Source organism: Aliivibrio sp. S4MY1, assembly GCF_028765545.1.
Classification (GTDB): domain Bacteria; phylum Pseudomonadota; class Gammaproteobacteria; order Enterobacterales; family Vibrionaceae; genus Aliivibrio.
Map to the genome: position 1 here is coordinate 368,551 of NZ_JARACP010000001.1, position 25,350 is coordinate 393,900.

General features: G+C 39.3%; 22 protein-coding genes and 1 tRNA gene. 14 read left to right on the plus strand and 9 right to left on the minus strand.

Annotated elements, in window-relative coordinates:
• Window positions 1–9: 9 nt before the first annotated feature.
• The 3 genes from PVK71_RS01845 to folD form a co-directional block, all read right to left on the minus strand.
• Window positions 10–1,278: a YeaH/YhbH family protein gene (locus tag PVK71_RS01845; RefSeq protein ID WP_274417250.1), complete on the minus strand. Its 1,269-nt coding sequence runs from the start codon at window positions 1,276–1,278 to the stop codon at window positions 10–12.
• Window positions 1,279–1,404: 126 nt separating this feature from the next.
• Complete coding sequence (locus PVK71_RS01850; protein WP_274417249.1) at window positions 1,405–3,339, minus strand: PrkA family serine protein kinase; 1,935 nt, start codon at window positions 3,337–3,339, stop codon at window positions 1,405–1,407.
• Window positions 3,340–3,524: 185 nt separating this feature from the next.
• Complete coding sequence (gene folD / locus PVK71_RS01855) at window positions 3,525–4,382, minus strand: bifunctional methylenetetrahydrofolate dehydrogenase/methenyltetrahydrofolate cyclohydrolase FolD (protein WP_274417248.1); 858 nt, start codon at window positions 4,380–4,382, stop codon at window positions 3,525–3,527.
• A gap of 266 nt (window positions 4,383–4,648) precedes the next feature.
• On the opposite strand from folD, the gene PVK71_RS01860 reads away from it, so the two are divergent.
• Window positions 4,649–4,725 (plus strand) — tRNA-Arg (locus tag PVK71_RS01860).
• Between the two features lie 110 nt (window positions 4,726–4,835).
• The gene (locus PVK71_RS01865; protein ID WP_274417247.1) at window positions 4,836–6,293 is read left to right on the plus strand and encodes a protein adenylyltransferase SelO; all 1,458 of its coding nucleotides are present in this window, start codon (window positions 4,836–4,838) and stop codon (window positions 6,291–6,293) included.
• 37 nt (window positions 6,294–6,330) lie between these two features.
• Here PVK71_RS01865 and PVK71_RS01870 read toward each other — a convergent pair whose 3' ends face one another.
• A complete protein-coding gene (locus PVK71_RS01870; RefSeq protein WP_274421728.1) occupies window positions 6,331–6,837 on the minus strand; it encodes a DUF4136 domain-containing protein in 507 nt (168 codons plus the stop codon).
• Window positions 6,838–6,996: 159 nt separating this feature from the next.
• Window positions 6,997–7,218, minus strand: coding sequence for a cold shock domain-containing protein CspD (gene cspD / locus PVK71_RS01875; RefSeq protein ID WP_130044218.1), 222 nt, complete (start codon window positions 7,216–7,218; stop codon window positions 6,997–6,999).
• A 395-nt stretch (window positions 7,219–7,613) separates the two neighbouring features.
• Between cspD and clpS the strand changes: the two genes are divergently transcribed.
• Entirely contained in the window at window positions 7,614–7,934 is a 321-nt protein-coding gene (gene clpS, locus PVK71_RS01880; RefSeq protein WP_274417245.1) for an ATP-dependent Clp protease adapter ClpS, read from the plus strand.
• 42 nt (window positions 7,935–7,976) lie between these two features.
• Window positions 7,977–10,229 carry an ATP-dependent Clp protease ATP-binding subunit ClpA gene (gene clpA, locus PVK71_RS01885; RefSeq protein WP_130044220.1) on the plus strand — a complete coding sequence of 751 codons (2,253 nt, stop codon included), beginning with the start codon at window positions 7,977–7,979 and terminating at the stop codon, window positions 10,227–10,229.
• A 94-nt stretch (window positions 10,230–10,323) separates the two neighbouring features.
• Here clpA and infA read toward each other — a convergent pair whose 3' ends face one another.
• The 3 genes from infA to aat form a co-directional block, all read right to left on the minus strand.
• Entirely contained in the window at window positions 10,324–10,542 is a 219-nt protein-coding gene (gene infA, locus PVK71_RS01890; protein WP_005420180.1) for a translation initiation factor IF-1, read from the minus strand.
• An 89-nt stretch (window positions 10,543–10,631) separates the two neighbouring features.
• Window positions 10,632–11,324: an arginyltransferase gene (locus tag PVK71_RS01895; protein ID WP_274417242.1), complete on the minus strand. Its 693-nt coding sequence runs from the start codon at window positions 11,322–11,324 to the stop codon at window positions 10,632–10,634.
• Window positions 11,325–11,326: 2 nt separating this feature from the next.
• Entirely contained in the window at window positions 11,327–12,040 is a 714-nt protein-coding gene (gene aat / locus PVK71_RS01900; protein ID WP_274417241.1) for a leucyl/phenylalanyl-tRNA--protein transferase, read from the minus strand.
• A 197-nt stretch (window positions 12,041–12,237) separates the two neighbouring features.
• Between aat and aroA the strand changes: the two genes are divergently transcribed.
• From aroA to pyrF, 7 genes are all read left to right on the plus strand, one after another.
• A complete protein-coding gene (aroA, locus tag PVK71_RS01905) occupies window positions 12,238–13,518 on the plus strand; it encodes a 3-phosphoshikimate 1-carboxyvinyltransferase (protein ID WP_274417240.1) in 1,281 nt (426 codons plus the stop codon).
• A 155-nt stretch (window positions 13,519–13,673) separates the two neighbouring features.
• Window positions 13,674–14,348 (plus strand): (d)CMP kinase, encoded by a 675-nt coding sequence (gene cmk, locus PVK71_RS01910; protein WP_274417238.1) that lies wholly within the window; start codon window positions 13,674–13,676, stop codon window positions 14,346–14,348.
• 96 nt (window positions 14,349–14,444) lie between these two features.
• Window positions 14,445–16,118: a 30S ribosomal protein S1 gene (gene rpsA / locus PVK71_RS01915; protein ID WP_130044225.1), complete on the plus strand. Its 1,674-nt coding sequence runs from the start codon at window positions 14,445–14,447 to the stop codon at window positions 16,116–16,118.
• A 59-nt stretch (window positions 16,119–16,177) separates the two neighbouring features.
• On the plus strand, window positions 16,178–16,459 hold the full coding sequence (gene ihfB, locus PVK71_RS01920) for an integration host factor subunit beta (RefSeq protein WP_045102545.1): 282 nt from the start codon (window positions 16,178–16,180) through the stop codon (window positions 16,457–16,459).
• 134 nt (window positions 16,460–16,593) lie between these two features.
• Window positions 16,594–16,878 (plus strand): LapA family protein, encoded by a 285-nt coding sequence (locus PVK71_RS01925; protein ID WP_274417237.1) that lies wholly within the window; start codon window positions 16,594–16,596, stop codon window positions 16,876–16,878.
• A gap of 7 nt (window positions 16,879–16,885) precedes the next feature.
• Window positions 16,886–18,055 carry a lipopolysaccharide assembly protein LapB gene (gene lapB, locus PVK71_RS01930; RefSeq protein ID WP_274417236.1) on the plus strand — a complete coding sequence of 390 codons (1,170 nt, stop codon included), beginning with the start codon at window positions 16,886–16,888 and terminating at the stop codon, window positions 18,053–18,055.
• 66 nt (window positions 18,056–18,121) lie between these two features.
• Window positions 18,122–18,826, plus strand: coding sequence for an orotidine-5'-phosphate decarboxylase (gene pyrF / locus PVK71_RS01935; protein WP_274417235.1), 705 nt, complete (start codon window positions 18,122–18,124; stop codon window positions 18,824–18,826).
• Between the two features lie 150 nt (window positions 18,827–18,976).
• On the opposite strand, the gene metG is transcribed toward pyrF, so the two are convergent.
• Window positions 18,977–21,037 (minus strand): methionine--tRNA ligase, encoded by a 2,061-nt coding sequence (gene metG / locus PVK71_RS01940; RefSeq protein ID WP_130048230.1) that lies wholly within the window; start codon window positions 21,035–21,037, stop codon window positions 18,977–18,979.
• Window positions 21,038–21,170: 133 nt separating this feature from the next.
• On the opposite strand from metG, the gene apbC reads away from it, so the two are divergent.
• From apbC to PVK71_RS01955, 3 genes are all read left to right on the plus strand, one after another.
• Entirely contained in the window at window positions 21,171–22,238 is a 1,068-nt protein-coding gene (apbC, locus tag PVK71_RS01945) for an iron-sulfur cluster carrier protein ApbC (protein WP_274417234.1), read from the plus strand.
• 105 nt (window positions 22,239–22,343) lie between these two features.
• Window positions 22,344–22,991 (plus strand): uridine kinase, encoded by a 648-nt coding sequence (gene udk / locus PVK71_RS01950; protein WP_274417233.1) that lies wholly within the window; start codon window positions 22,344–22,346, stop codon window positions 22,989–22,991.
• A 175-nt stretch (window positions 22,992–23,166) separates the two neighbouring features.
• Window positions 23,167–25,293 (plus strand): AsmA family protein, encoded by a 2,127-nt coding sequence (locus PVK71_RS01955; protein WP_274417232.1) that lies wholly within the window; start codon window positions 23,167–23,169, stop codon window positions 25,291–25,293.
• Window positions 25,294–25,350 lie beyond the last annotated feature (57 nt).

Genomic DNA, 25,350 nt, shown 5'->3' on the forward strand with positions numbered 1-25,350 from the left:
TTTCGCCTCCTAAGCCAGTTGTTTTTGAAACAGCTCTCTAAATATTGGATAGATATCTTCAATTGAACGAATGTTTTTCATGGCGAAGTTATCGAACCCTTGTGTTACTTTTTCGTACTCGGTCCAGAGAGTTTGATGATGACGTTTGGTGATCTCAATATAAGAGTAGTACTGACAGGTAGGTAAAATAGAAGCAGTCAGTAGTTCTTTACATTTTGGTGAGTCATCGGCCCAGTTATCGCCATCTGACGCTTGAGCGGCATAGATGTTCCATTCGTTATTTGGGAAGCGCTCAGCAACAATTTCTTTCATTAGTCTAAGTGCGCTTGAAACCATGGTTCCGCCCGTTTCTTGAGAGTAAAAAAAGTCATGCTCATTAACTTCTTTTGCTTGGGTGTGATGGCGTATAAAAACCACTTCTACATTTTCATAAGTACGGGTAAGGAACAGATAAAGGAGTACATAGAAACGTTTTGCGATGTCTTTGGTTGCTTGATCCATTGAGCCTGAGACATCCATTAAACAAAACATCACAGCTTGGCTTGATGGTATGGGTGTTCTTTCGTAGTTTTTATAACGTAAATCAAAAGAGTCGATATAGGGAACGTGTTTGATCTTCTCCCGTAAGGCCTCTATTTCTTCCTGCATTTTTCGAATAGCAAGTGGGCGGCTAGGCTCGCTGGTTTTAATGTTGTCTAGCTCTTGCTCTAATTCATTTAGCAGTCTTTTTTTTCCTGCGGTCATCGCAGTACGTCGAGCAAGAGATTGCTGTAATGAACGAACAATATCGATATTAGAAGGAACCCCAGCGGTTTGATAACCTGCTCGGTGTGTTTCCCATTCAGTTATTTTTTGAACTTGATTTTTCTCAAGATTAGGTAATTCAAGCTCTTCAAATAGAATGTCTAAGTACTCATCTTTTGAGATCTGAAAACTAAATTCATCCTCACCTTCGCCATCCGCACTAGCATCTCCAGCGCCTGCACCTCCACCATTACCTCCTTGTGGTCGTTCAATTTTGTCGCCTTTAATAAATTGATCATTACCAGGAAGAACTCGTTCACGAATGCCTCCTTGCCCTTGATGAAAAACTGGCTCAGAAATATCCCCTTTAGGGATCGAAATGCTTTCACCGCTTTCAGTATTGGTTACTGAACGTTGATTTACAGCATCGGAAACCGCACGTTTAATTTGGTCTTTGTGGCGACGAATAAAACGCTGTCTATTGACGGTGCTTTTCTTTTTGCCATTTAACCTTCGGTCAATAAATTGAGCCATAATATTGCCCTCCTAATTCATACCACCTCAATTAAGTCTTAACCTATTTATATAGACATCAACTTAGTCAAAATGTTACTGATTCAGCCCATAGAGATGATGGGCTGCAACGTCCTGTTATATTAATTATGACGATTTTCGAACTCGTAAATACCACTCAGCTAATAGACGGACTTGTTTTTTGGTGTAGCCTTTTTCCATCATACGAGCCACGAAGTCATCGTGTTTTTTCTGATCGTCAGTGGAGGTTTTTCCATTAAAGGAGATGACAGGAAGTAAATCCTCGGTGTTTGAGAACATTTTCTTCTCGATAACGACACGCAGTTTTTCGTAGCTTGTCCAGGTTGGATTTTGTCCATTATTATTGGCTTTAGCACGAAGTACAAAGTTGACGATTTCATTCCTAAAATCTTTCGGGTTGCTTATTCCTGCTGTTTTTTCAATTTTTTCTAGCTCATCATTGAGGGCTGAACGGTCAAACAGTTGTCCCGTTTCAGGATCTCGATATTCTTGGTCTTGAATCCAAAAATCGGCATAGGTGACATAACGGTCAAAAATGTTTTGTCCGTACTCAGAGTAAGACTCTAGGTAAGCGGTTTGAATCTCTTTACCAATAAACTCTACGTATTTAGGGACTAAGAAACTTTTAACGAACTCTGTGTATTTATCAGCAATATCTTGAGCAAATTGCTCTCGTTCAATTTGTTGTTCAATAACATAAAACAGATGAACGGGGTTTGCTGCGACTTCGGTTTGGTCGAAGTTAAATACACGCGAAAGGATCTTAAAGGCAAATCGTGTTGAAAGCCCAGACATTCCTTCATCAACTCCAGCAAAGTCACGATATTCTTGATAGCTTTTGGCTTTTGGATCGGTGTCTTTTAAGGTTTCACCATCATAAACGCGCATTTTAGAGAACAGTGAAGAGTTTTCGGGATCTTTGAGACGAGACAGTATTGAGAACTGAGCTAAAATATCCAAAGTGCTTGGTGAGCAAGGCGCATGGGATAGCTCACTGTGTTCCAATAGCTTTTGATAGATTTTCATTTCTTCAGATACACGTAAACAATAAGGGACTTTTACGATGTAAACCCTATCTAAAAAGGCTTCATTGTTTTTGTTATTTCTGAACGTTTGCCATTCTGATTCATTCGAGTGGGCTAAAATCATGCCGTCAAAAGGCAGAGCGGATAATCCTTCTGTACCGTTGAAGTTACCTTCTTGGGTTGCTGTTAGTAGAGGATGAAGCACTTTGATTGGTGCTTTAAACATCTCTACAAATTCCATTAAGCCTTGGTTGGCTTTACATAGGGATCCTGAATAACTATAAGCGTCAGGATCATCTTGGGCAAAATGCTCTAATTGACGAATATCTACTTTACCAACAAGAGAGGAGATATCTTGATTGTTCTCATCCCCCGGTTCTGTTTTTGCTATCCCTATTTGGTCGAGAATTGATGGATGTACTTTAATGACTTTAAATTTGGTTATGTCTCCACCAAATTCATGTAATCTTTTTGCTGCCCATGGAGACATAATCGAACGTAGGTTGCGAGGCTCGATGCCGTATTCTTTTTTTAGTAATTCACCATCTTCTGTTACATCAAACAAACAGAAAGGGTGATCGTTAACAGGGCTTCGTTCTCCATTGGCACTTAATACATAAATAGGTAATTTTTGCATTAGGCTTTTTAATTTTTCAGCAAGTGAAGACTTACCGCCACCTACGGGTCCTAATAGGTAGAGCACTTGTTTGCGCTCTTCAAGACCTTGCGCGGCATGCTTAAGATAAGAAACAATTTGTTCAATTGGCTCTTCCATCCCGTAGAAGTCTTTAAAGGTTTCATAGCGAGAAATAACTCGGTTAGAAAAAATACGACTAAGCTGAGGATCAAGTGCAGTGTCTATGACTTCAGGTTCGCCAATAGCCATAAGGAGTCTCTCTGCTGCATTGGCATAAGCACTTTTGTCATTACTACATAGGGACAAGAAATCTTGCAGTGAAATCTCTTCATCTTTTGCCGCTTCATAACGGGCTTGATAGTGGTCAAAAATACTCATATCCATTTCCTCTCGTCATCCGTTTTTTTAATTAAGCCTCTATAAGGTTAGTTACTAAACCCTTATTTTGTCCAAGAAAAAACTGAAAATAGAATGAAAATTAATCAAGAAATGTGGCAATGCGCAGATATAAAAAAGGCGAACCTCAAAAAGTTCGCCAGTTGATATTTTTATCAGTAGGTTAATTATTTACTGTGGTACTGTTCGCAGGCAAGTAATGTATTTTCAATAAGACTAGCAACTGTCATAGGGCCAACGCCACCAGGAACAGGAGTAATGTAGCTTGCTTTTGTTTTTGCTACGTCGTATTCAACATCACCGATTAACTTACCTGAGTCTAAACGGTTGATACCTACATCGACAACGACAGCGCCTTCTTTAATCCACTCACCTGGAATAAAGTTTGGTTTACCAACGGCAACTACAACAAGGTCGGCTTGACGAATATGGTTTTCAAGATTTTTAGTGAATCGATGACAGGTTGTTGTGGTGCAACCAGCAAGCAGTAATTCAAGTGTCATAGGACGACCAACGATGTTTGATGCACCGACAACAACCGCATGCATTCCACGTACCTGAATATTGTAACGTTCAAGCAGGGTAATGATGCCTTTAGGTGTGCATGAACGCAATTTTGGAATGCGTTGAGAAAGGCGACCAACGTTATAGGGGTGAAAACCATCAACGTCTTTCTCTGGATCAATGTGCTCTAAAATTTTAGTACTGTCCATTCCTGCCGGAAGAGGAAGTTGAACTAAAATACCATCAATCTCTGCGTCTTGATTTAATGTGTCAATAATAGACAATAATTCAGCTTCTGTTGTGGTGGTTGGTAAATCGTAAGATTTTGAAATAAAGCCAACTTCTTCACAAGCACGGCGCTTGCTTCCAACATAAACTTGAGAGGCAGGATCTTGTCCAACAAGAACGACAGCAAGGCCAGGAGCTCGAAGTCCTGCTTCTACGCGAGCTTTAACGCGAGCACCAACTTCAGAGCGAACGGTTTGAGAAATGAGTTTTCCATCGATAATTTGAGCGGTCATAGTGATCCTTTGAAGGTCTAATACTAGGTTGACCCCCGTATTGTCGCAGAAAGTTAACTTAATAGCCATAGAGCAAACGTTTGCCTATTGGTGGGATACTCTCGTTAAAATGAGAACTATGATTTGTTTTTTAGGTAAAAATGATTTTTTATTTGATGATTAGATCAAAGAGTGCACGATCTGCCCTTTTTTTCATCATTCGGTAAGATAATGATAAGAAAAGGATTGATCTGTTTTCGGATATTCGTATAATCCTACCCCATAGAGCGCCCTTAGCTCAGCTGGATAGAGCACCTCCCTTCTAAGGAGGTGGTCGAAGGTTCGAATCCTTCAGGGCGTACCAAATTGAAAAAGCCGCATTAACCTTATGGTTAGTGCGGCTTTTTTCATTTCTGTCATATAACTTTTCAATGTGTTAGCGTTAGTTCATTACACTGTTAATGGATTACGCTCATGTCTTTTTGGAATGCTTTTTCAATTACAACTCGTTACGCTGAATTACCTCGCAGCTTTTTTACTTATGTTCAACCAACGCCGTTGGAAAATACACGTTGGGTTATATGGAACAGTAAACTTGCGACACAGTTTGGTTTACCTGAAGATCCTGAGAGTAATACAGAGTTACTTTCTTCTTTTTCTGGCGAGCATGTACCTGCTGTTTTTTCTCCACTAGCAATGAAATATGCAGGCCATCAATTTGGTGGATACAACCCTGATCTTGGTGATGGGCGAGGATTATTACTTGCTGAAATTAAGGATAAAGAAGGAAACAGTGTTGACCTCCATTTAAAAGGGGCAGGGTTAACGCCTTATTCTCGATCTGGCGATGGTCGAGCAGTACTTCGATCTACCATTCGTGAATATTTGTGCAGTGAAGCTATGGCTGGATTAGGTATCCCTACAACACGAGCATTAGGGATGATGACGAGTGATACTCCCGTTTTTAGGGAGGGTTATGAAACAGGAGCATTACTTGTCCGAATGGCTGAAACTCATATTCGATTTGGACATTTCGAACATCTGTTTTATTCAAATTTATTATCAGAGCAGAAATTATTGGCGGATAAGGTGATTGAGTGGCATTACCCTCAATGTATAGCTAAGGATAAACCTTATGCGGCAATGTTCGATGAAATCGCAGACAAAACAGCTTATATGATTGCGCATTGGCAGGCTGTTGGGTTCGCTCATGGGGTAATGAACACAGATAACATGTCGATCACTGGGCAAACGTTTGACTATGGCCCATTTGGTTTTTTAGATGATTATGAACCGAGCTACATTTGCAATCATTCAGATTACCAAGGCCGCTATGCGTTTAATCAACAACCGAGAATAGGACTATGGAATCTATCGGCATTAGCGCATTCTCTTTCATCATTGATTGAAAAATCAGACTTAGGAGCCTCCTTGGAGAAGTATGAAACTCGCTTGGGTCATTATTTTAGTCAACTAATGAGAAAGAAATTGGGGTTGCTTTCTAAGCAAGAAGGAGATAGCCGATTATTTGAATCGATGTTTGAATTATTGTCACAAAATTCTGTAGATTACACACGGTTTATGAGGACGTTGTCTTATTTAGATGGCCAAGATAAGCAAACTGTTGTCGATTTGTTTTTAGATAGAGAAGCCGCAACGTTATGGGTGGATTTATATTTAACTCGCTGTGAATTGGAAGAGGGTGGCGTTGAACTTCGCTGTGAGAAAATGAGAAGTGTAAACCCTAAATACATTCTTAGAAATTATCTTGCTCAACAAGCCATTAATAAAGCGAAAGATGGTGATTATAGTGAGATTCAAACATTATCAAAGTTACTAGCCTCTCCTTTTGATGAGCATTCTGGGTTTGAATCTTACGCTCAATTACCACCTGAATGGGGAAAGAAAATGGAGATTAGTTGTTCATCTTAACTCATTGTTAATTTTATTTTTTATACACAATATTGCATTAGCTTGAATTCGAAGTTTTATTCAAGCTATGAAACATAAAGTGAAGTAATTCATCCATTGCTGTTTTACGGTTATCCTCTGTGTTTGTGTAACCTTGCGCTAAGACACTCCAAGAAGAATTGATTTGGTTTGGTAGAAATACAGCAATAAATATACTTGCTTTGTCCCCTTCATTTTCATTATTTAAAGGCTGTAAACCTGCTAATAATCCTGTTTCATTTAAAATTTTCGTATCACTAATAGCACTTTCAATACCAAGTCCATAGCCCACATAAAAGTCAGCGAGTGTAGGATTGTCTGTATAAATAAATCCTTTCTGTATTAATTCATTTTTTAGTGATTTGATGAAGCGTTGTTCAGTATTGTTTTCATTTAATGTGCTATTTAAATAATTGGCATTGATATTAGGATGCCAAGCAAATGTACGTTTGCCTGCGATGACATCATTAATGTTGCCAATAGTTACAAGATTCACAGTACTTTTTTCTTGATACGTTTCGGACACGCAGCCAGTAAGAAAAGTGAGGAGTAAAAAAGACAAGAAATATTTCAAAGTGATAACCTATTTGAAGGGAAGTAATGAGAGTTGGAGCTTGATGATTAAGATAGGTTCAAAAAAGGTGAGTATCATTACTCACCTTTAAGATAATTACTCAAGGTAAGGTTATTTAACAGCTTCACCTTCAAGTGGTTTAATTTCACTGGCGTGAAAACCTTTTGGTCCTTCGTGGATTTCGTAAGTAACAGATTGACCTGCTTTTAGTGTGCGGTAGCCATCCATCTCAATAGTAGAATAGTGCGCAAAAATATCACCATCTTCACCTTCAGGACAAATGAAGCCAAACCCTTTGGCGTTATTGAACCATTTTACTGTACCTGTTGCCATGCTATACATCCCTCTGCATTTTTTAATTACCTAGCATAATATTTATCAATTAAGAATTTGCTTAATTCATAACCACTACAAGTACACTCTATTAAATCTAAAGAGGGAGTCAAGAACATTTTGTTTACTTTGTTAACATTTGCACTCAATATCATTTTTGCGATTAACATAATTATCAGTAATAACAATGTGATAAATTAAAGTGGTGTTAACTAAAAAAAGGCTCTATCCTTTAATTTGTTACGATGATTTTCTATTCAATTAATAGAAAATTAAGTGATAAAGGCTCTAAATTGACATCTTTTGTTTGATGTAACTCTTCGTCTAGATTAGGCTCAATAGAAAGGGGATACGTTGACGTATCAGAAATGCTATTTAACTAATTAGTTGTCAACATGAGCAAATTATATGAATGGGTTTCTCCTGATTCAGATGTACTCGAATTGGAGAAAACAGGATTAAAACCACCAGCAATGTATAAAGTGGTTTTAAATAATGATGACTACACTCCGATGGAGTTTGTTGTCGAAGTTTTAGATAAATTTTTTTCCATGGATTTGGAAAAAGCAACACAATTAATGTTAACCGTGCATTATGAAGGGAAAGCAGTATGTGGGATTTTTACTGCTGAAGTTGCTGAAACTAAAGTTGCGCAAGTCAATATGTATTCGCGTGATAATGAGCACCCACTACTGTGTACAATGGAGCAAGTATAAGCTTGTTCGTTACACCATCTTTTGGTGTTTTGGGAGGTTCCTATGCTAAATAAAGAATTAGAAGCGAGTTTAAACAGTGCGTTTGCTCGTGCACGAGAAAAGCGTCATGAATTTATGACGGTAGAGCATTTATTACTGGCTCTATTAGAGAACCCATCAGCTCATGAAGCTCTTTTAGCGTGCCATGCAGATTTAAAAGCATTGGCAACTGAAATTGATGAATTCATAACACAAACAACACCTTTAATTCCTGCCGATGATGAAAGTCGAGAAACGCAACCAACATTAAGCTTTCAAAGAGTTCTCCAACGCGCTGTGTTTCATGTTCAATCATCTGGTCGTAGTGAAGTTACGGGTGCAAATGTTTTGGTTGCTATTTTTAGTGAGCAAGAGTCACATGCCGCATACCTCCTTAAAAAGAACGACATTAGTCGATTAGATATTGTTAATTATATTTCTCATGGTGCTCCTGAGCATCGTGATGAAAATGCAGAATCAAATAATGTTGAAACGGCAGTAGAAGCAAGTTCAGAAGATAAATTAGAAAGTTTCGCAACGAACTTAAATCAAGTAGCAAAAAATGGGGGGATTGATCCTCTTATTGGACGTGATCAAGAGCTTGAACGTACAATTCAAGTGCTATGTCGTCGTCGTAAAAATAACCCACTACTTGTTGGTGAGGCGGGCGTTGGTAAAACGGCCATTGCTGAAGGGCTGGCGTGGCGCATTGTTGAGGGGCAAGTTCCTGATGTAATTAAAGACTGCATTATTTATTCATTAGATATAGGTTCATTGCTTGCAGGAACTAAGTATCGTGGTGACTTTGAGAAACGCTTTAAAGCCATCTTAAAACAGCTTGAAAATGAAGAGCATGCGGTATTATTCATTGATGAAATTCATACGATTATCGGTGCGGGTGCGGCGTCAGGCGGACAAGTGGATGCCGCTAACTTAATTAAGCCGTTATTAAGCAGTGGTAAGTTACGTTGCATTGGCTCGACGACTTATCAAGAGCACAGCACTATTTTTGAAAAAGAGCGTGCATTGGCTCGTCGTTTCCAAAAAATTGATATTTTAGAACCATCATTAGATGACACAACGAAGATCCTTATTGGGCTGAAGAGCAAATATGAAGAACATCATGATGTTCGTTATACCAATAAAGCACTTCGTGCCGCTGTTGAGCTGTCAGCGAAATACATCAATGAGCGTCATCTGCCAGACAAAGCGATTGATGTTATTGATGAGGCCGGGGCTCGTTGTCGTTTAACACCCGTCAGCCGTCGTAAAAAAACCATCAATGTGGCAGATATTGAATCTATGGTTGCTAAGATGGCGCGTATTCCAGAAAAATCCGTCTCTTCTAGTGATAAAGATGTTCTAAGAAAGTTAGATGATAAACTGAAGATGTTGGTGTTTGGCCAAGATCAAGGTATTGATGCTTTATGTGAAGCGATTAAGCTAAGTCGAGCTGGTTTAGGTGCTGATAACAAACCTGTTGGTTCTTTCTTATTTGCAGGCCCTACAGGGGTTGGTAAAACAGAAGTGACGGTTCAGTTAGCCAAAGCGCTTGGTATTGAGCTTCTTCGTTTTGATATGTCTGAATACGGTGAGCGTCATACCGTGAGCCGCTTGATCGGTGCTCCCCCAGGTTATGTTGGTTACGAACAAGGTGGACTACTGACAGATGCGGTAATTAAGCACCCACATTCTGTTGTATTATTGGATGAACTTGAAAAGGCACATCCAGATGTATTTAACTTGTTACTTCAAGTAATGGATAACGGTACGTTAACAGATAACAATGGCCGTAAAGCGGATTTCCGAAATGTAATTTTCGTAATGACAACCAATGCAGGTGTTCAAGAAACGGTCAAGAAATCGATTGGTTTGATTCAACAAGATCACAGTACAGATGCGATGGCTGCGATTAAGAAGGTCTTTACGCCAGAGTTTAGAAACCGTTTAGATAATATTATTTGGTTCGAACACTTAAGCAAAGATGTGATTTCACTTGTTGTTGAGAAATTCATTGTCGAACTACAGGTGCAGTTAGACGCTCGTGGTGTGTCAATGGAAGTATCAAAAGAAGCGAAAGCATGGTTAGCTGAGAAAGGATACGATAAGGCCATGGGCGCACGTCCAATGGCTAGAGTTATCCAGGAAAACTTGAAAAAACCAATGGCAAATGAGCTTTTATTTGGTGAGTTAGTGGATGGTGGTACGGTTCGCGTTAAATTGAATAAAGGTGAGTTAGCATTTGAATTTACTAGCGAAGCAGAAGCTGTGCATTAATTGATATCTAGATAATAAAAAACCCAGTTATTGACTGGGTTTTTTTTATATTATTTTAAAGCAGACTGAAAATTAATCTGCTAAAAATGACAAATTAACGAGCACGGAAGACGATACGGCCTTTAGATAAATCGTAAGGAGTCATTTCAACTGTTACTTTGTCACCAGTAAGAATACGAATGTAGTTTTTACGCATTTTACCTGAGATGTGAGCAGTAACAACGTGACCGTTTTCTAATTCTACGCGAAACATTGTGTTTGGCAGAGTATCTAGAACCGTGCCTTGTAGTTCAATTGCGTCTTCTTTTGCCATTGAATCCTCTTTATATAGATAGCTTTGGCTGATTTTTAAGCGGCTAATAATGCCCTTAAAAATGATGCATGTAAAGTTTGGTGGGCATTTTACCCTTGCCAGACCATATTTACTAGCTTTTGGTTAGGTTTATATCGATCTTTATATTTCATCGCTGGGCAATCGTCTATTTGATAACCAGGATAAAGCCAGTTCTTATTGAGCTCAGTGCATAGTTTTAATTGAATAAGTATAGAGACGGTTCCAAGAGAAAGCGGGTGTAGAGGCTCAAAGAAGGTATACATAGCACTGATAGAGTCGCTCAGTATATCTGTGACAGCAATAGCAATTAGCGTGTCATTTTCATAAATATGAAGAAAGTGGTTTGGTAACCACTCTGCATGAGAAAATTCAAAGAATTGGTCTTTGTTTGCTGGGAACATACTACCAGTTTGGTGACGAGTACTGATGTATCTGTCATATAGCTCGAACCATTCTTCATCCATCTCATTTTTTAGCTTATAAGTGAATGACGATATTTTATTTAATATACGCTTTTGACTTTTGCTAGGCGCAAATTTCTTAGCATTGATGCGTAGAGGTTGGCAAGCGTTACAGGCACTGCACATTGGCTTATAAATCGTGCCTCCACTACGTCTAAATCCTAAACGAATAAGTGCCTGATAACCAAGAGGAGAATGCAGTTCTTGCTCCATCGCTACACCTAATCGTTCTTGTTGCCCCGGAAGGTAGCTGCAAGTGCCTTCCGGAGTAAGTCCGACTTGAAGAGAAAATTTACTCATGGCTACGGTTTATTCCCTATTGATTGTGGTGCATAACAGCTTGGTGCGACTAATTTGTCGGTAAGCTCTTCTAGTTGCATTTTAAATTCAGAGCGATTCATTTCAGTAGCCCCTAAACTTTCGAGGTGAGGATTCATCATTTGGCAGTCAATGAGTTCACCTCCGGCTGCGACAAAATGCTCACAAAATTTCCATAGTGCGATTTTTGAAGCATTCGTCTTTAATGAGAACATAGATTCGCCACAAAATACCTGACCAATTTGAAGTCCATATAATCCACCAATAAGTGTTTCATTCTCCCATACTTCAACAGAGTGACAATAGCCTAATGTTGCTAATTGCTTATACGCAAAGATCATTTCAGGCATTATCCAAGTTTCTTCGGGGCCTCTTGTTGATGCACATAATTCAATGATCTGATCAGTTACTGTATTTATGGTGACGCGATAGTTGGATTTACGAAAATACTTTTTAAGACTCTTAGATGGCGAGAATAAACGAGGTAAAAAGACACCTCGAATTGAAGGACTCCACCATAAAATAGGGTCGCCTTCGCTATACCAAGGAAAAATACCATGTTGGTAAGCATTGATAAGACGATTGGCAGATAAATCGCCTCCCATTGCAAGTAATCCATCAGGTTCGGTTAATGCACTTTCTATTGAAGGAAAAGCACTATGCATATCGGAATCAAGTTGTTGTAAATATATAGTCATAAATAAAAGAAATAAGTATTCATTATTTTTAAGTAAAGAGACGACATTGCCTCTGGTACAACGCTTTGGTTTTCGTTACTCTGAAGGAATGAAGAATAACAAAAAATAACAATGAAAGCTGAAACAGCTATGTCATCATGAGGTAAAATACCGAGCATAGCGTTATTATTTATTTGTATAGGAATTTTTACATAAACATGGAAAGCTTAACTCTTCAACCAATTTCAAAAATTGATGGTCAAATAAACCTACCTGGCTCAAAAAGTGTGTCCAATCGTGCATTGTTACTGGCGGCGTTGGCATCTGGAACAACAAAACTAACCAACCTGCTTGATAGTGATGATATTCGTCATATGCTTAATGCGCTAAAAGCACTTGGCGTTGAATATACATTATCCGAAGATAAAACAGTGTGTGAAGTAACAGGCTTAGGCCGTGCCTTTGAACCCAATGAGGCATTAGAATTGTTTCTTGGTAATGCAGGAACGGCAATGCGCCCATTAGCGGCAGCGTTATGCTTAGGTAAGGGTGAGTTTGTCCTTACTGGTGAGCCTCGTATGAAAGAACGTCCAATTGGACATCTTGTCACTGCATTAAAAGCTGCAGGCGCAGATGTTGAATATTTAGAAAATGAAAACTATCCACCGCTAAAAATAAAAGGCACAGGCCTTAGTGGAGGAACTGTTGATATTGATGGTTCTATCTCAAGCCAATTTCTAACTGCTTTTTTAATGGCTGCACCATTATCAACACAAGAGACGACCATTAATATTATTGGTGACTTGGTTTCAAAACCTTATATAGACATCACTTTGGATATAATGGCGACGTTTGGTGTTGAGATTGAAAATCAAAATTATAAAACGTTTGTTGTACCTGCGAATCAGACGTATGTCGCTCCAGGTGACTTTCTTGTAGAGGGAGATGCGTCATCGGCTTCTTATTTCCTTGCTGCTGCTGCCATTAAAGGTGGTGAAGTAAAAGTGACAGGCATTGGTAAAAAGAGCATTCAAGGTGATGTGCAATTTGCTGATGCATTAGCGGCAATGGGAGCCAATATTGAATGGGGTGATGATTATGTTATTGCTCGTAAGGGTGAGCTAAAAGCCGTGGATATGGATTTTAATCATATTCCTGATGCGGCAATGACGATTGCAACTGCTGCATTATTTGCAAAAGGAACGACCTCTATTCGTAACGTTTATAACTGGCGTGTAAAAGAGACAGATCGCTTAGCTGCAATGGCAACTGAATTAAGAAAGGTAGGGGCTGAAGTAGAAGAGGGTGAAGATTATATTACGATTACACCTCCTACATCATTAACACATGCAGCGATTGATACTTATGATGATCACCGTATGGCGATGTGTTTTTCGCTTGTGGCATTAAGTGATACACCAGTCACTATTAATGATCCGGGCTGCACATCAAAAACATTTCCAGACTATTTCGATAAATTAAAAGAACTAAGTGTTTAATTTATCAATAAACAAGTTTAAGATTTGTCTATACTAGCTCTGTGTGAAAAAACACAGAGCTTTTTTAGTTTTTAATAATCTAGAGTATATAAATAATCTGACTTGGGTATAATGCGCCCGTAGAAACCAATCACAATAAATAATTGGAGAACTCCATGACAACTCATTCACCAGTCGTTACTGTTGATGGTCCAAGTGGAGCAGGTAAAGGCACATTGTGTATGTTACTTGCAGAAAAGCTAGGTTATAACTTATTAGATTCCGGTGCAATTTATCGAGTGTTAGCACTAGCTGCTATTCACCACGGAGTAGACTTAAACTCAGAAGATGGCCTTGTTCCTTTAGCCGCTAATTTAGACGTGCAATTTAAAGCGGAAGGCGATCTTGTTAAAGTAATTCTTGAAGGTGAGGATGTTTCGGCTGAACTTCGTAAAGAAGAAACAGGAATGGCGGCTTCAAAAGTTGCAGCGTTGCCACAAGTACGTGAAGCCTTATTACGTCGCCAGCGTGCATTTTCTGCTCAGCCTGGCTTAATTGCTGATGGCCGTGATATGGGCACAGTGGTGTTCCCAAGCGCTGAAGTGAAGATATTTTTAGATGCAAGTGCAGAAGAACGTGCGAATCGCCGTATGAAGCAGTTGCAACAGAAGGGGTTAGATGTTAAATTTGACCGTCTTTTAAGCGAAATTCAAGAACGTGATGATCGAGACCGCAATAGAGCTGTCGCGCCATTACGTCCTGCAGAAGACGCTTTAGTATTAGATTCAACATCAATGAATATTGAAGAAGTGGTTGCTCAAGCTATTGCTTTTATTGAATCTAAGCTATAATTAAAAACTTAGTTAGTTGCAAGGATGATAACTAACCTTACTATCAACCCCATGCGGTAGGATACCCATGGACGTTTAATATTGAAGATCAAATTAATGACTGAATCTTTTGCTCAACTCTTTGAAGAGTTTCTGAATGAAACTGAATTCCAACAAGGCAGCATCGTTAAAGGTACTGTAGTAGCTATCGAGAACGGTTTCGTTCTTGTTGACGCTGGCCTTAAGTCTGAAGCAGCTATCCCAGCTGAACAATTCAAGAACGCTGCTGGCGAACTTGAAGTTGAAGTTGGTTCTGAAGTAGACGTTGCTCTTGACGCTGTTGAAGACGGTTTCGGCGAAACTCAACTTTCTCGTGAGAAAGCGAAGCGTCACGAAGCTTGGATCCAACTTGAAAAAGCATACGAAGATGCTGAAACAGTTATGGGTGTTATCAACGGTAAAGTTAAAGGCGGCTTCACAGTTGAACTTAACGGTATCCGTGCATTCCTACCTGGTTCTCTTGTTGATGTACGTCCAGTACGTGACACTCTGCACCTTGAAGGCAAAGAGCTAGAGTTCAAAGTAATCAAACTTGACCAAAAGCGTAACAACGTTGTTGTTTCACGTCGTGCTGTTATCGAATCTGAAAACAGTGTTGAGCGTGACGAGTTACTTGCTTCTCTACAAGAAGGCATGGAAGTTAAAGGTATCGTTAAGAACCTTACTGACTACGGTGCATTCGTTGATCTAGGTGGCGTTGACGGTCTACTACACATCACAGATATGGCTTGGAAGCGTGTTAAGCACCCATCTGAGATCGTAAATGTTGGTGACGAGATCAATGTTAAAGTTCTTAAGTTCGATCGTGAGCGCACTCGTGTTTCTCTAGGTCTTAAGCAACTTGGCGAAGATCCATGGGTAGCTATCGCTAAGCGTTACCCAGAAGGTCACAAACTTTCTGGTCGTGTTACTAACCTAACTGACTACGGCTGCTTCGTTGAAATCGAAGAAGGCGTTGAAGGTCTAGTACACGTTTCTGAAATGGATTGGACTAACAAGAACATCCACCCTTCTAAAGTTGTTAATGTAGGCGACGAAGTTGAGGTTATGGTTCTTGAGATTGACGAAGAACGTCGTCGTATCTCTCTAGGTCTTAAGCAATGTAAAGCTAACCCATGGCAGACATTCGCTGAAGCGCAAGCTAAAGGCGACCACGTTACTGGTAAGATCAAATCTATCACTGACTTTGGTATCTTCATCGGTCTTGACGGCGGCATCGACGGTCTAGTTCACCTATCTGACATTTCTTGGAATGCTACAGGTGAAGACGCGGTACGTGAGTACAAGAAAGGCGACGAAATCTCTGCTGTTGTTCTAGCAGTAGATGCAGAGCGTGAGCGTATTTCTCTAGGTGTTAAACAAATGGAAGAAGACCCATTTAACAACTACCTAGCAGACAACAAGAAAGGTACTCTAGTAAACGGTACTGTTTCAGCTGTTGACGCTAAAGGCGCTACAATCACTCTAGCAGACAGCGTAGAAGGTTACATCCGTACTTCTGAGCTATCTCGTGACCGTATTGAAGATGCATCTCTAATCTTAAGCGTTGGCGATAGCGTTGAAGCGAAGTTCACTGGTGTAGACCGTAAGAACCGCGTAGTTAACCTATCTATCAAAGCTAAAGATGAAGCTGACGAGCAAGAAGCAATGGCTTCACTGAACACTAAGTCTGAAGACGGTGGTTTCGGTAACGCAATGGCTGACGCTTTCAAAGCAGCTAAAGGCGAATAAGTAAATTTAAAGGGAGCGTAATGCTCCCTTTTCTTTCGATAACGTAGGAGAGGTCATTTATGACAAAATCTGAACTGATTGAACAACTGTGTAGTAAAAAGCCTCAACTTTCTGCTAAGCAGGTTGAAGATACAGTCAAGGAAATCCTTGAACAGATGGCAACAACGCTAGAGGGCGGTGATCGTATAGAGATTCGTGGTTTTGGTAGTTTTTCTCTACACTATCGAGAGCCTCGTTTAGGTCGTAATCCAAAAACTGGTGATAAAGTAGAATTGGATGGTAAGTTCGTTCCTCATTTTAAACCAGGTAAAGAACTGCGTGAACGTGTGAATTTCAGCTAATGTAAATTGGCATATAAAAACGGCATACTTTTTAGTATGCCGTTTTTTTATGTTCATTTTCAGTGCGTTTAGGTGTATCTTTAGAGCTGTAAAATAAGATATTGTTAGATGTTCATTAACTGGAGGGAATACCAGTGAAAATTGTTGTAGCTATTTTATTATTATCTTTATTTCTGATCTCATTAGCGGTCGGTGCACAAAACCAGATTATTGTTAATTTTAACTATTTGTTGGCACAGGGTGATTTTCAATTATCAACCTTGCTAGGAATATTCTTTGCGACTGGTTTTGGTTTAGGCTGGCTGATTTGTGGCAGTATGTATTTAAAAGTGAGTATGACGCAGCGTCGTTTACGTAAGCGTCTCGATAAACAAACTGCAGAGTTGAATAGACTGCGTTTAGATTCAACCAAAGGGTAGTGACTAAATGTTAGAACTGCTATTCCTATTATTACCTATTGCGGCCGGTTATGGTTGGTATATGGGTAATAGGAGTGCGACACAACAACGTCAAAGAGATACAAATCACCTGTCACGTCAATACGTGGCGGGTCTGAATCTATTGCTGTCTGATCAGTCAGATAAAGCAGTAGATCATTTTATCGAGCTTCTTCAGGTCGATAGCGATACGATAGATACCCATCTTGCTTTAGGTAACCTTTTCAGAAGCCGTGGTGAAGTGGACCGCGCCATCAAAATTCATCAAAACCTCATCGCTCGTCCAAACTTAACGTTAGATCAACGAAATATAGCACTTCAACAACTTGCAAAAGATTATATGGTTGCTGGTATTTTGGATCGTGCCGAAAAAATATTTGAGCAGTTAGTGGACGAACCTGATCATAAAGAAGCCGCTTTACTTCAGTTAGTTGCTATTCATCAACAAACAAGAGAATGGGAACAAGCCATTACCTTTGCTAATAGTTTAGTGAAAATGGGTAAGAAAAAGCTAAAACCCGATATTGCTCATTACTATTGTGAATTAGCAATGCAAGAGCTTGCTGATAGTAACTTAAATAAAGCAAAACAGAATTTGAAAAAAGCCTTATCTATTGATAATAACTGTGTTCGAGCATCAATTATGATGGCGAAGTTATTAATAGAAGAGAAAAACTATAAAGCAGCTGCAGCGCAATTAGAATCCGTTTTAGATCAAGATATTGATTTTATCAGTGAAGCATTGCCATTGCTTGCCGAGTGTTATGAACACCTAGATAGAGAAGGCTCATTGCTTCACTTCCTAAAAGAAGCGATAGCAAAAGGTGCAGGAGCAAGTGCAGAGCTTATGCTGTCTAATTTAATTGCAAAGCATGAAGGTACAGCATTAGCTCAAGGCTATATGACTAAGCAGCTGCTGAAAAATCCAACAATGAAAGGTTTCTATCGTCTTATGGGCTATCATGTTGATGAAGCTGAAGATGGTAGAGCAAAAGCCAGTTTGTCGAGTTTACAAAACCTGGTTGGTGAACAATTAAAAATGAAACCGAATTATCGTTGTTGTAAATGCGGTTTCTCTGCCCATCGATTATTTTGGCAGTGTCCATCCTGTAAAGGGTGGGGAGCAATTAAGCCTATAAAGGGTTTAGATGGTGAATAATGAAGAGGCGCTCTTAGTGCCTCTTTTTTTGAGTAAAACAAAATGAGCAATTCCAAAGGAGAGAAAATGAAAGACCAAAAGGTGATCGTTGCATTGGATTATGATAATCAAGCAGATGCATTAGCGTTTGTTGATAAAATTGATCCTAGCTCTTGCCGCTTGAAAGTGGGTAAAGAGATGTTTACTTTATTTGGCCCTGAGTTTGTAAAGGAACTTCATAAACGTGGTTTTTCTGTTTTTCTAGATTTAAAGTTCCACGATATCCCTAACACTTGTTCAAAAGCAGTGCGTGCAGCAGCTGAAATGGGTGTGTGGATGGTGAATGTTCATGCGAGTGGCGGTGAGCGTATGATGACGGCATCACGTGAAATTTTAGAACCATATGGAAAAGATCGTCCATTGCTTATTGGTGTAACAGTACTAACAAGTATGGAACAACAAGATTTAGCAGGTATTGGTTTAGATATCGCACCACAAGAACAAGTAAAACGTTTAGCTAGATTGACTAAAAATAGTGGTTTAGATGGCGTTGTATGTTCTGCACAAGAAGCTTCAATGTTAAAAGCCGACCTAGGTAAAGAATTTAAATTAGTGACTCCTGGCATTCGTCCAGCAGGTGCTGATGTCGGTGACCAAAAACGCATTATGACACCGGTTGATGCTATTACTTCAGGTTCTGATTATTTAGTGATTGGTCGTCCAATTACACAGGCAGAGAACCCATCACAAGTATTAAGTGAGATTAACCTGTCTCTAGCTTCAGTTTTATAAGTGTGTAATTTGATAGATGAAGGATTCTAAATTTGTAATCACCTACAAATAGATAAAAAAATAGAGACCATTTGGTCTCTATTTTTGTTTGTAAGTTATACCAATCACAGTAAGTGATTTACTACGATTGGTATTATCTTTAAAAAAGAATTACATTACACGCATACCTGGTTGAGCACCTTCGTGTGGTTCAAGGATCCAAAGATCTTTACCACCAGGGCCTGCAGCTAGGATCATGCCTTCAGACATACCAAACTTCATTTTACGAGGTTTAAGGTTAGCAACCATCACGGTTAACTTGCCTTCCAGCTCTTCAGGTTTGTATGCTGATTTGATTCCAGAGAACACTTGACGAGTCTCACCGCCAATGTCCAGTTGGAATTTAAGTAGCTTATTTGCTTTTGGCACTTCTTCACAAGAGATAATACGTGCAATGCGCATATCAACCGCTTCGAATGCATCAAACTCAATCTCATCTGCGATTGGGTCTTTATCTAGTTCAGTTTGGCTTGCTTTTTCTTTTTCCGCTTCAGCTTTCTCTTTTGCGGCCATTTCTACAGCTGCATCTTCTTTTGATTCTTCAACCATAGCTTCAACTTTCTTAGGGTCGATTCGAGCAAATAGCGCTTTAAACGTAGTGATTTCGTGAGACGTTAATGGTTGTGTAACGCCTTCCCACGTTAACGTTTCGTTTAAGAAAGCTTCAGTACGTGCAGCAAGCTCTGGCATTACAGGTTTTAGGTAAGCCATTAGGACACGGAACAAGTTAATACCTACAGAAGAAACTTCTTGTAGCTCTTGCTCTTTGCCTTCTTCTTTTGCTAATACCCAAGGTGCTTTTTCATCAATGTACTGATTTGCTTTGTCTGCAAGCGCGGTAATCTCACGAATAGCACGGCTAAATTCACGAGTTTCGTATAGCTCAGCAATACGATCAGCTGCTGCAATAAATTCATTGTAAAGCTCAGGCTCTGCAAAGTTATCTGCTAGTTTGCCATCAAAGCGTTTAGTAATGAAGCCAGCGTTACGAGAAGCTAGGTTAACAATCTTATTTACTACATCAGAGTTTACACGTTGAGTGAAGTCTTCAAGGTTTAAATCAAGATCATCAATACGGCTATTTAGTTTAGCGGCATAGTAGTAACGTAGACACTCAGGATCTAAGTGATTTAAGTAAGTACCCGCTTTAATGAAAGTGCCTTTAGATTTAGACATTTTCGCGCCATTCACCGTGACATAACCATGGACAAATACATTGTTTGGCTTACGGAAACCTGCGCCATCAAGCATTGCAGGCCAGAATAGGCTGTGGAAATATACGATGTCTTTACCGATGAAGTGGTAAAGCTCAGTCGTGCTGTCTTTTTTCCAGTATTCATCAAAGTTTAGATCGTCACGTTTGTTACAAAGGTTTTTAAAAGAACCCATGTAGCCAATAGGAGCGTCTAACCAAACATAGAAGAATTTATTTGTTTCGCCAGGAATTTCAAAGCCAAAGTAAGGTGCATCACGAGATATGTCCCACTGTTGTAAACCTGATTCAAACCATTCTTGCATCTTATTTGCTGTTTCTGATTGTAAAGAACCAGAGCGAGTCCATTCTTTCAGCATGCTTTCAAACTGAGGTAAGTCAAAGAAGAAATGCTCAGAATCTTTCATCACTGGAGTTGCACCAGACACTGCAGACTTAGGATTAATCAGATCAGTAGGGCTATATGTTTCGCCACAGTTATCACAGTTATCACCGTATTGTTCTTCTGCTTTACATTTCGGGCAAGTGCCTTTTACGAAGCGGTCAGGTAAGAACATTTCTTTTTCAGGATCGAATAACTGAGAAATAGTGCGGCTAGTAATAAAGCCGTTTTTCTTTAGCTCTAAATAGATATGAGAGGCTAACTCACGGTTTTCATCACTGTGTGTGCTGTGATAGTTATCAAAGCTAATGTCGAAGCCAGCGAAATCTTTTTGATGCTCTTCGCTTACTGCTGCAATCATTTCTTCAGGAGTGATACCCATCTGTTGAGCTTTAAGCATGATTGGTGTGCCGTGAGCGTCATCTGCACAAATAAAGTTAACGTCGTTGCCGCGTAAACGTTGGTAACGAACCCAGATATCCGCTTGGATATGCTCAAGCATATGACCTAGGTGGATTGAACCGTTTGCATACGGTAGGGCACATGTAACCAGAATTTTTCTCGGATCTGTAGCCATATCTTCTCTTTCGCTTAATGTGATGGGTGAAAATTTTAAGAGATAAATAGTACCTGAAGCGAGCTAGAAAGCATAGAGGATCAAAGACTCAATTAGTGCTAGGATGAGTAAAAATAATCAAGGAATAGGTAAGATGGCATTTACAACGATGGCTGAGATTAAAAATTGGTTAAATGAATTTACGCATTCGCAACTTTGTGAGGGATGGGCCGATATACCAAATCTAGTATCTCTTACTGCTAACGGTATCGTTACAGTAACGCTCCCTTTTGTTTCTATGTCCTTAAAACAAGAATTATTGGCTTGGGTAGAGCAGCAAAAACAGAGTTTAAAGTTGGATTCGCTCTCTTTTGAAGTCGTGACTAAACCAGCAACCTTAAAAACAGATAAACCCGCAGTTAAAGGGGTGAAAAATATCATTGCTGTTAGCTCTGGCAAAGGTGGGGTTGGTAAATCAACAACAGCAGTGAACCTGGCATTAGCGTTACATCATTTAGGTGCTCGAGTTGGCATCTTAGATGCGGATATTTATGGGCCATCAGTTCCTTTAATGTTAGGCGTAGAAGATAAAAAGTCAAACATTGTAGATAATAATCGCATGATGCCAGTAGAGGCTCATGGTATTTACAGTAATTCAATTGGTTATTTAGTAGATAAAGCAGAAGCCGCCGTGTGGCGTGGTCCAATGGCATCAAAGGCATTATCTCAATTAGTTAATGAAACATGGTGGCCAGATCTGGATTATCTTGTTATTGATATGCCACCAGGTACAGGAGATATTCAACTCACGCTATCTCAGCAGATACCAACGACTGGAGCGGTAATCGTAACTACACCACAGGATCTTGCGTTAACTGATGCGATTAAAGGAGTGAATATGTTTACGAAAGTAGATGTTCCTGTTATTGGTATCGTTGAGAATATGAGTGTGCATATTTGCTCTCAATGTGGACATGAAGAAGCTATTTTTGGAACCGGTGGTGCAGAGTTAATGGCTAAGAAGTATTCAATTCCGTTACTTGGTAAGTTGCCATTGCATATTGATATTCGCAGTGAGACTGATTCAGGTACGCCAAGTGTTGCTGAAAACCTAGCGAGCGCCCATAGTCAACTCTATATTCAGCTCGCAGAGCAAGTATCTAGTCGATTATATTGGCAAGGAGAGGTTGTTGCTGACCAAATAATGTTCAAGTCTTTATAGTGTCGGTGTTTAGCGTAATTATCGGTGGAAAGTATCGTTCGTAATCCCTATAATTAGGCGGTTTTATTTTAATAACCGCATCTCGCACACTTTTAGGTATCTTTTATGTCAGAGAACAGTAATCAAAACTGTATTATCGTAGGTATTGCAGGGGCATCAGCTTCAGGTAAGAGTCTGATCGCTTCTACTATTTATAACGAACTACGAGCAAAAGTTGGCGATCATCAAATTGGTGTAATAACTGAAGATAGTTACTACAAGGACCAAAGCCACCTGACCATGGAAGAAAGAGTCAAAACAAATTACGACCACCCAAGTGCTCTTGATCACGAATTACTTTGTGAACATCTTGAACAGCTTATGCGTGGTGAAGCGGTTGATATTCCAACCTATAGCTATACTGAGCACACTCGTACTTCTGAAGTTGATGTGATGACTCCTAAAAAAGTGATCATCCTTGAAGGTATTCTGCTTTTAACTGATCCTCGTTTACGTAATTTAATGCACGCAAGTGTGTTCATGGATACGCCTTTAGATATCTGTTTATTACGTCGTGCTAGACGTGATGTAGAAGAGCGTGGTCGCACAATGGAATCTGTATTTGAGCAATATCAGAAAACAGTACGTCCAATGTTCATGCAGTTTATTGAACCATCTAAACAGCATGCTGATATCATTGTTCCACGTGGCGGTAAAAACCGCATTGCAATTGATGTATTAAAAGCACACATTTCTCGTTTATTGAAAGCATAATAAAACGAAATTAAATAAATAGGCCGACGTTATCGTTGGCCTTTTTTTTGTCTGATTTCTGTCACTTCCTGTTATTTAGGTATATAACTATAGGTAACCCTATGTTTATTATGCTTAAGTAGTGGCATAATTAACACTCTTGTTACCATTTCAATACATTAGATGGATTTTGGCCGTGAAAAAAATAGCCCTATTAATTAGCATACCCTTTATCGCTATCATTGCCGCTTTATTGGTGCTGGTATTACTTGTTAACCCTAACGACTTTAAACCTTTGATAAAAGAGCAAGTTGAAGCTCAAACGGGTCGTCAATTAACCATTGATGGTGATATTGAATGGCGATTTTTCCCATCAATTGGCTTTTCTATTGGTGAAGTTGCTTTAAGTAATCCAAAGGGGTTTTCAACTCCTGACCTTGTGAAATTTAATAATGCGGTATTAGACCTTAATGTTCGCCCATTATTTCAGCATGAAATCAATATTGGCTTAGTGACTTTGGATGGCGCTTCTTTTACGCTACACACACTAAAAAATGGCACGACGAACTTAGACAATATTGGTCCAACTAAAGAACAAGTTGGTACTCTTGAAGCAAGCCCAGAAGAGCAAGTCGCAAAAATAACGGATAATACTCAACCAAGTACCCAACTTAATGATTGGAAAGTAACATTAGAAGGCATTGCACTAACGAATGCAGAAGTGCTTATTCAGGATGATAAAGCGGGCACTAAAATGTATTTTAGTGATATGAATTTATCACTGTCTCAATTTAGTCCTGGTCAATGGGCTCATTTAGAGTTTGATTTAAAAGGGGATTTAGGCCAACAGAACGTTGCTTTAAAAGGTGAGACTGATTTAAATATTGCAGTTGCATTAGATGATGCATCATTAAAGCAGACAAAGTTTATTGCTTCTTACTCTGACGCCTCAAACAAATTTAATGATATTACATTCACCATTGATCAGTTCTCTTTTGATGAATGGGCAAATATCAGTCTAACAGCGCTAGGTAAGGCAAATGCCCTTGATGTTAATTCGAATTCTACCTTCGCTCTATACGTACCAAAAGCATTAGATGTTATTCAAGTGAAAGACTTTTCAAGCACTAACAACGTAAAAGGTAAAGGAATACCAAACGAAGATGTTACCGCTGTTATAGGCTTTAATAGTTCATTTGATTTAAAAAAATCGTTTCTGAGTATCAATACACTTTCTCTGTCAGCGGTGGATACTGATTTTACTGGTAAGATGAGCGTACAGCTAAATGAGATACCTAAGGTACGCTTTGAGTTACGTAGTCCAAATATTGATGTTGATGCATTATTAGCAACCTTACCTCAAAATGAAGCAACCGTAACGGAAAAAACAACAAGTAATAATAAAGAGCTACCAGCGAGTAAGGCAACAGAAGTGGAACCTGATTTAAGCGCATTAAAAACGCTTGATGTCGCAGGAACCATTATTATAGATAAGTTCAAAGCAAGTAATGCCAAGATGCAGAATGTTACTTCTGTGTTCTCCATTAATCGTGGCGTATTAAAACTGACGAAATTCCACTCGGATTTATACGATGGTGCGATTGATATGACTGCAACCTTGGATGCGCGTAAAGCAACTCCTACGTATAGCATTAAACAATCAATCAAAGGAGTACAAGTTGCCCCGTTATTGACAGATGTTATGGGTGAAAGTCTTATTGAAGGTAATGGTAATATGGCATTGAATGTTTCAGGTAAGAGCTTGAAACCAAGTGCTTTAAAAGAAAACCTTAAGGGTAAGGCATCAATTAACTTTGCCGACGGTGCTGTTAACGGCATTAATATTCCATTACTAATCCGCACGACCTATGCAAAAATTAAAGGTGAAAAAGTTCAAGGCAGCGAAGAAGCAGAGAAAACAGACTTTAGTGCACTAACTGCGGACTTTTATTTATCAAAAGGAAATGCGACAACCAAAAATATTAAAATGGTATCGCCATTACTTCGTATTCATGGCGAAGGCTCTGCTCATTATGTGAATGAAACGGCAAACATGCTAATTAAAACATCAATCGTTGGCTCATTAAAAGGCCAGGGCGGTAAAGGCATTGATGATCTTAAAGATGTTACGATCCCAATTCGAATTACAGGTCCATGGGGTAAGCCAAAGTATAAGCTTGAGTTTGATGATGTTATGCAACAAAAAGCAAAGAAAGAAATTGATCGTGGTATCGAAAAACTTGAAGAGAAATATGGCGATAAGATTAAAGATGAAAAAGTAAAAGAAGCGGCAAATAAGCTGCTGAAAGGGCTTTTTAATTAATTTACAGTGATATAACAGTTAAAAAATGGCCTGTAATCATTATTGATACAGGCCATT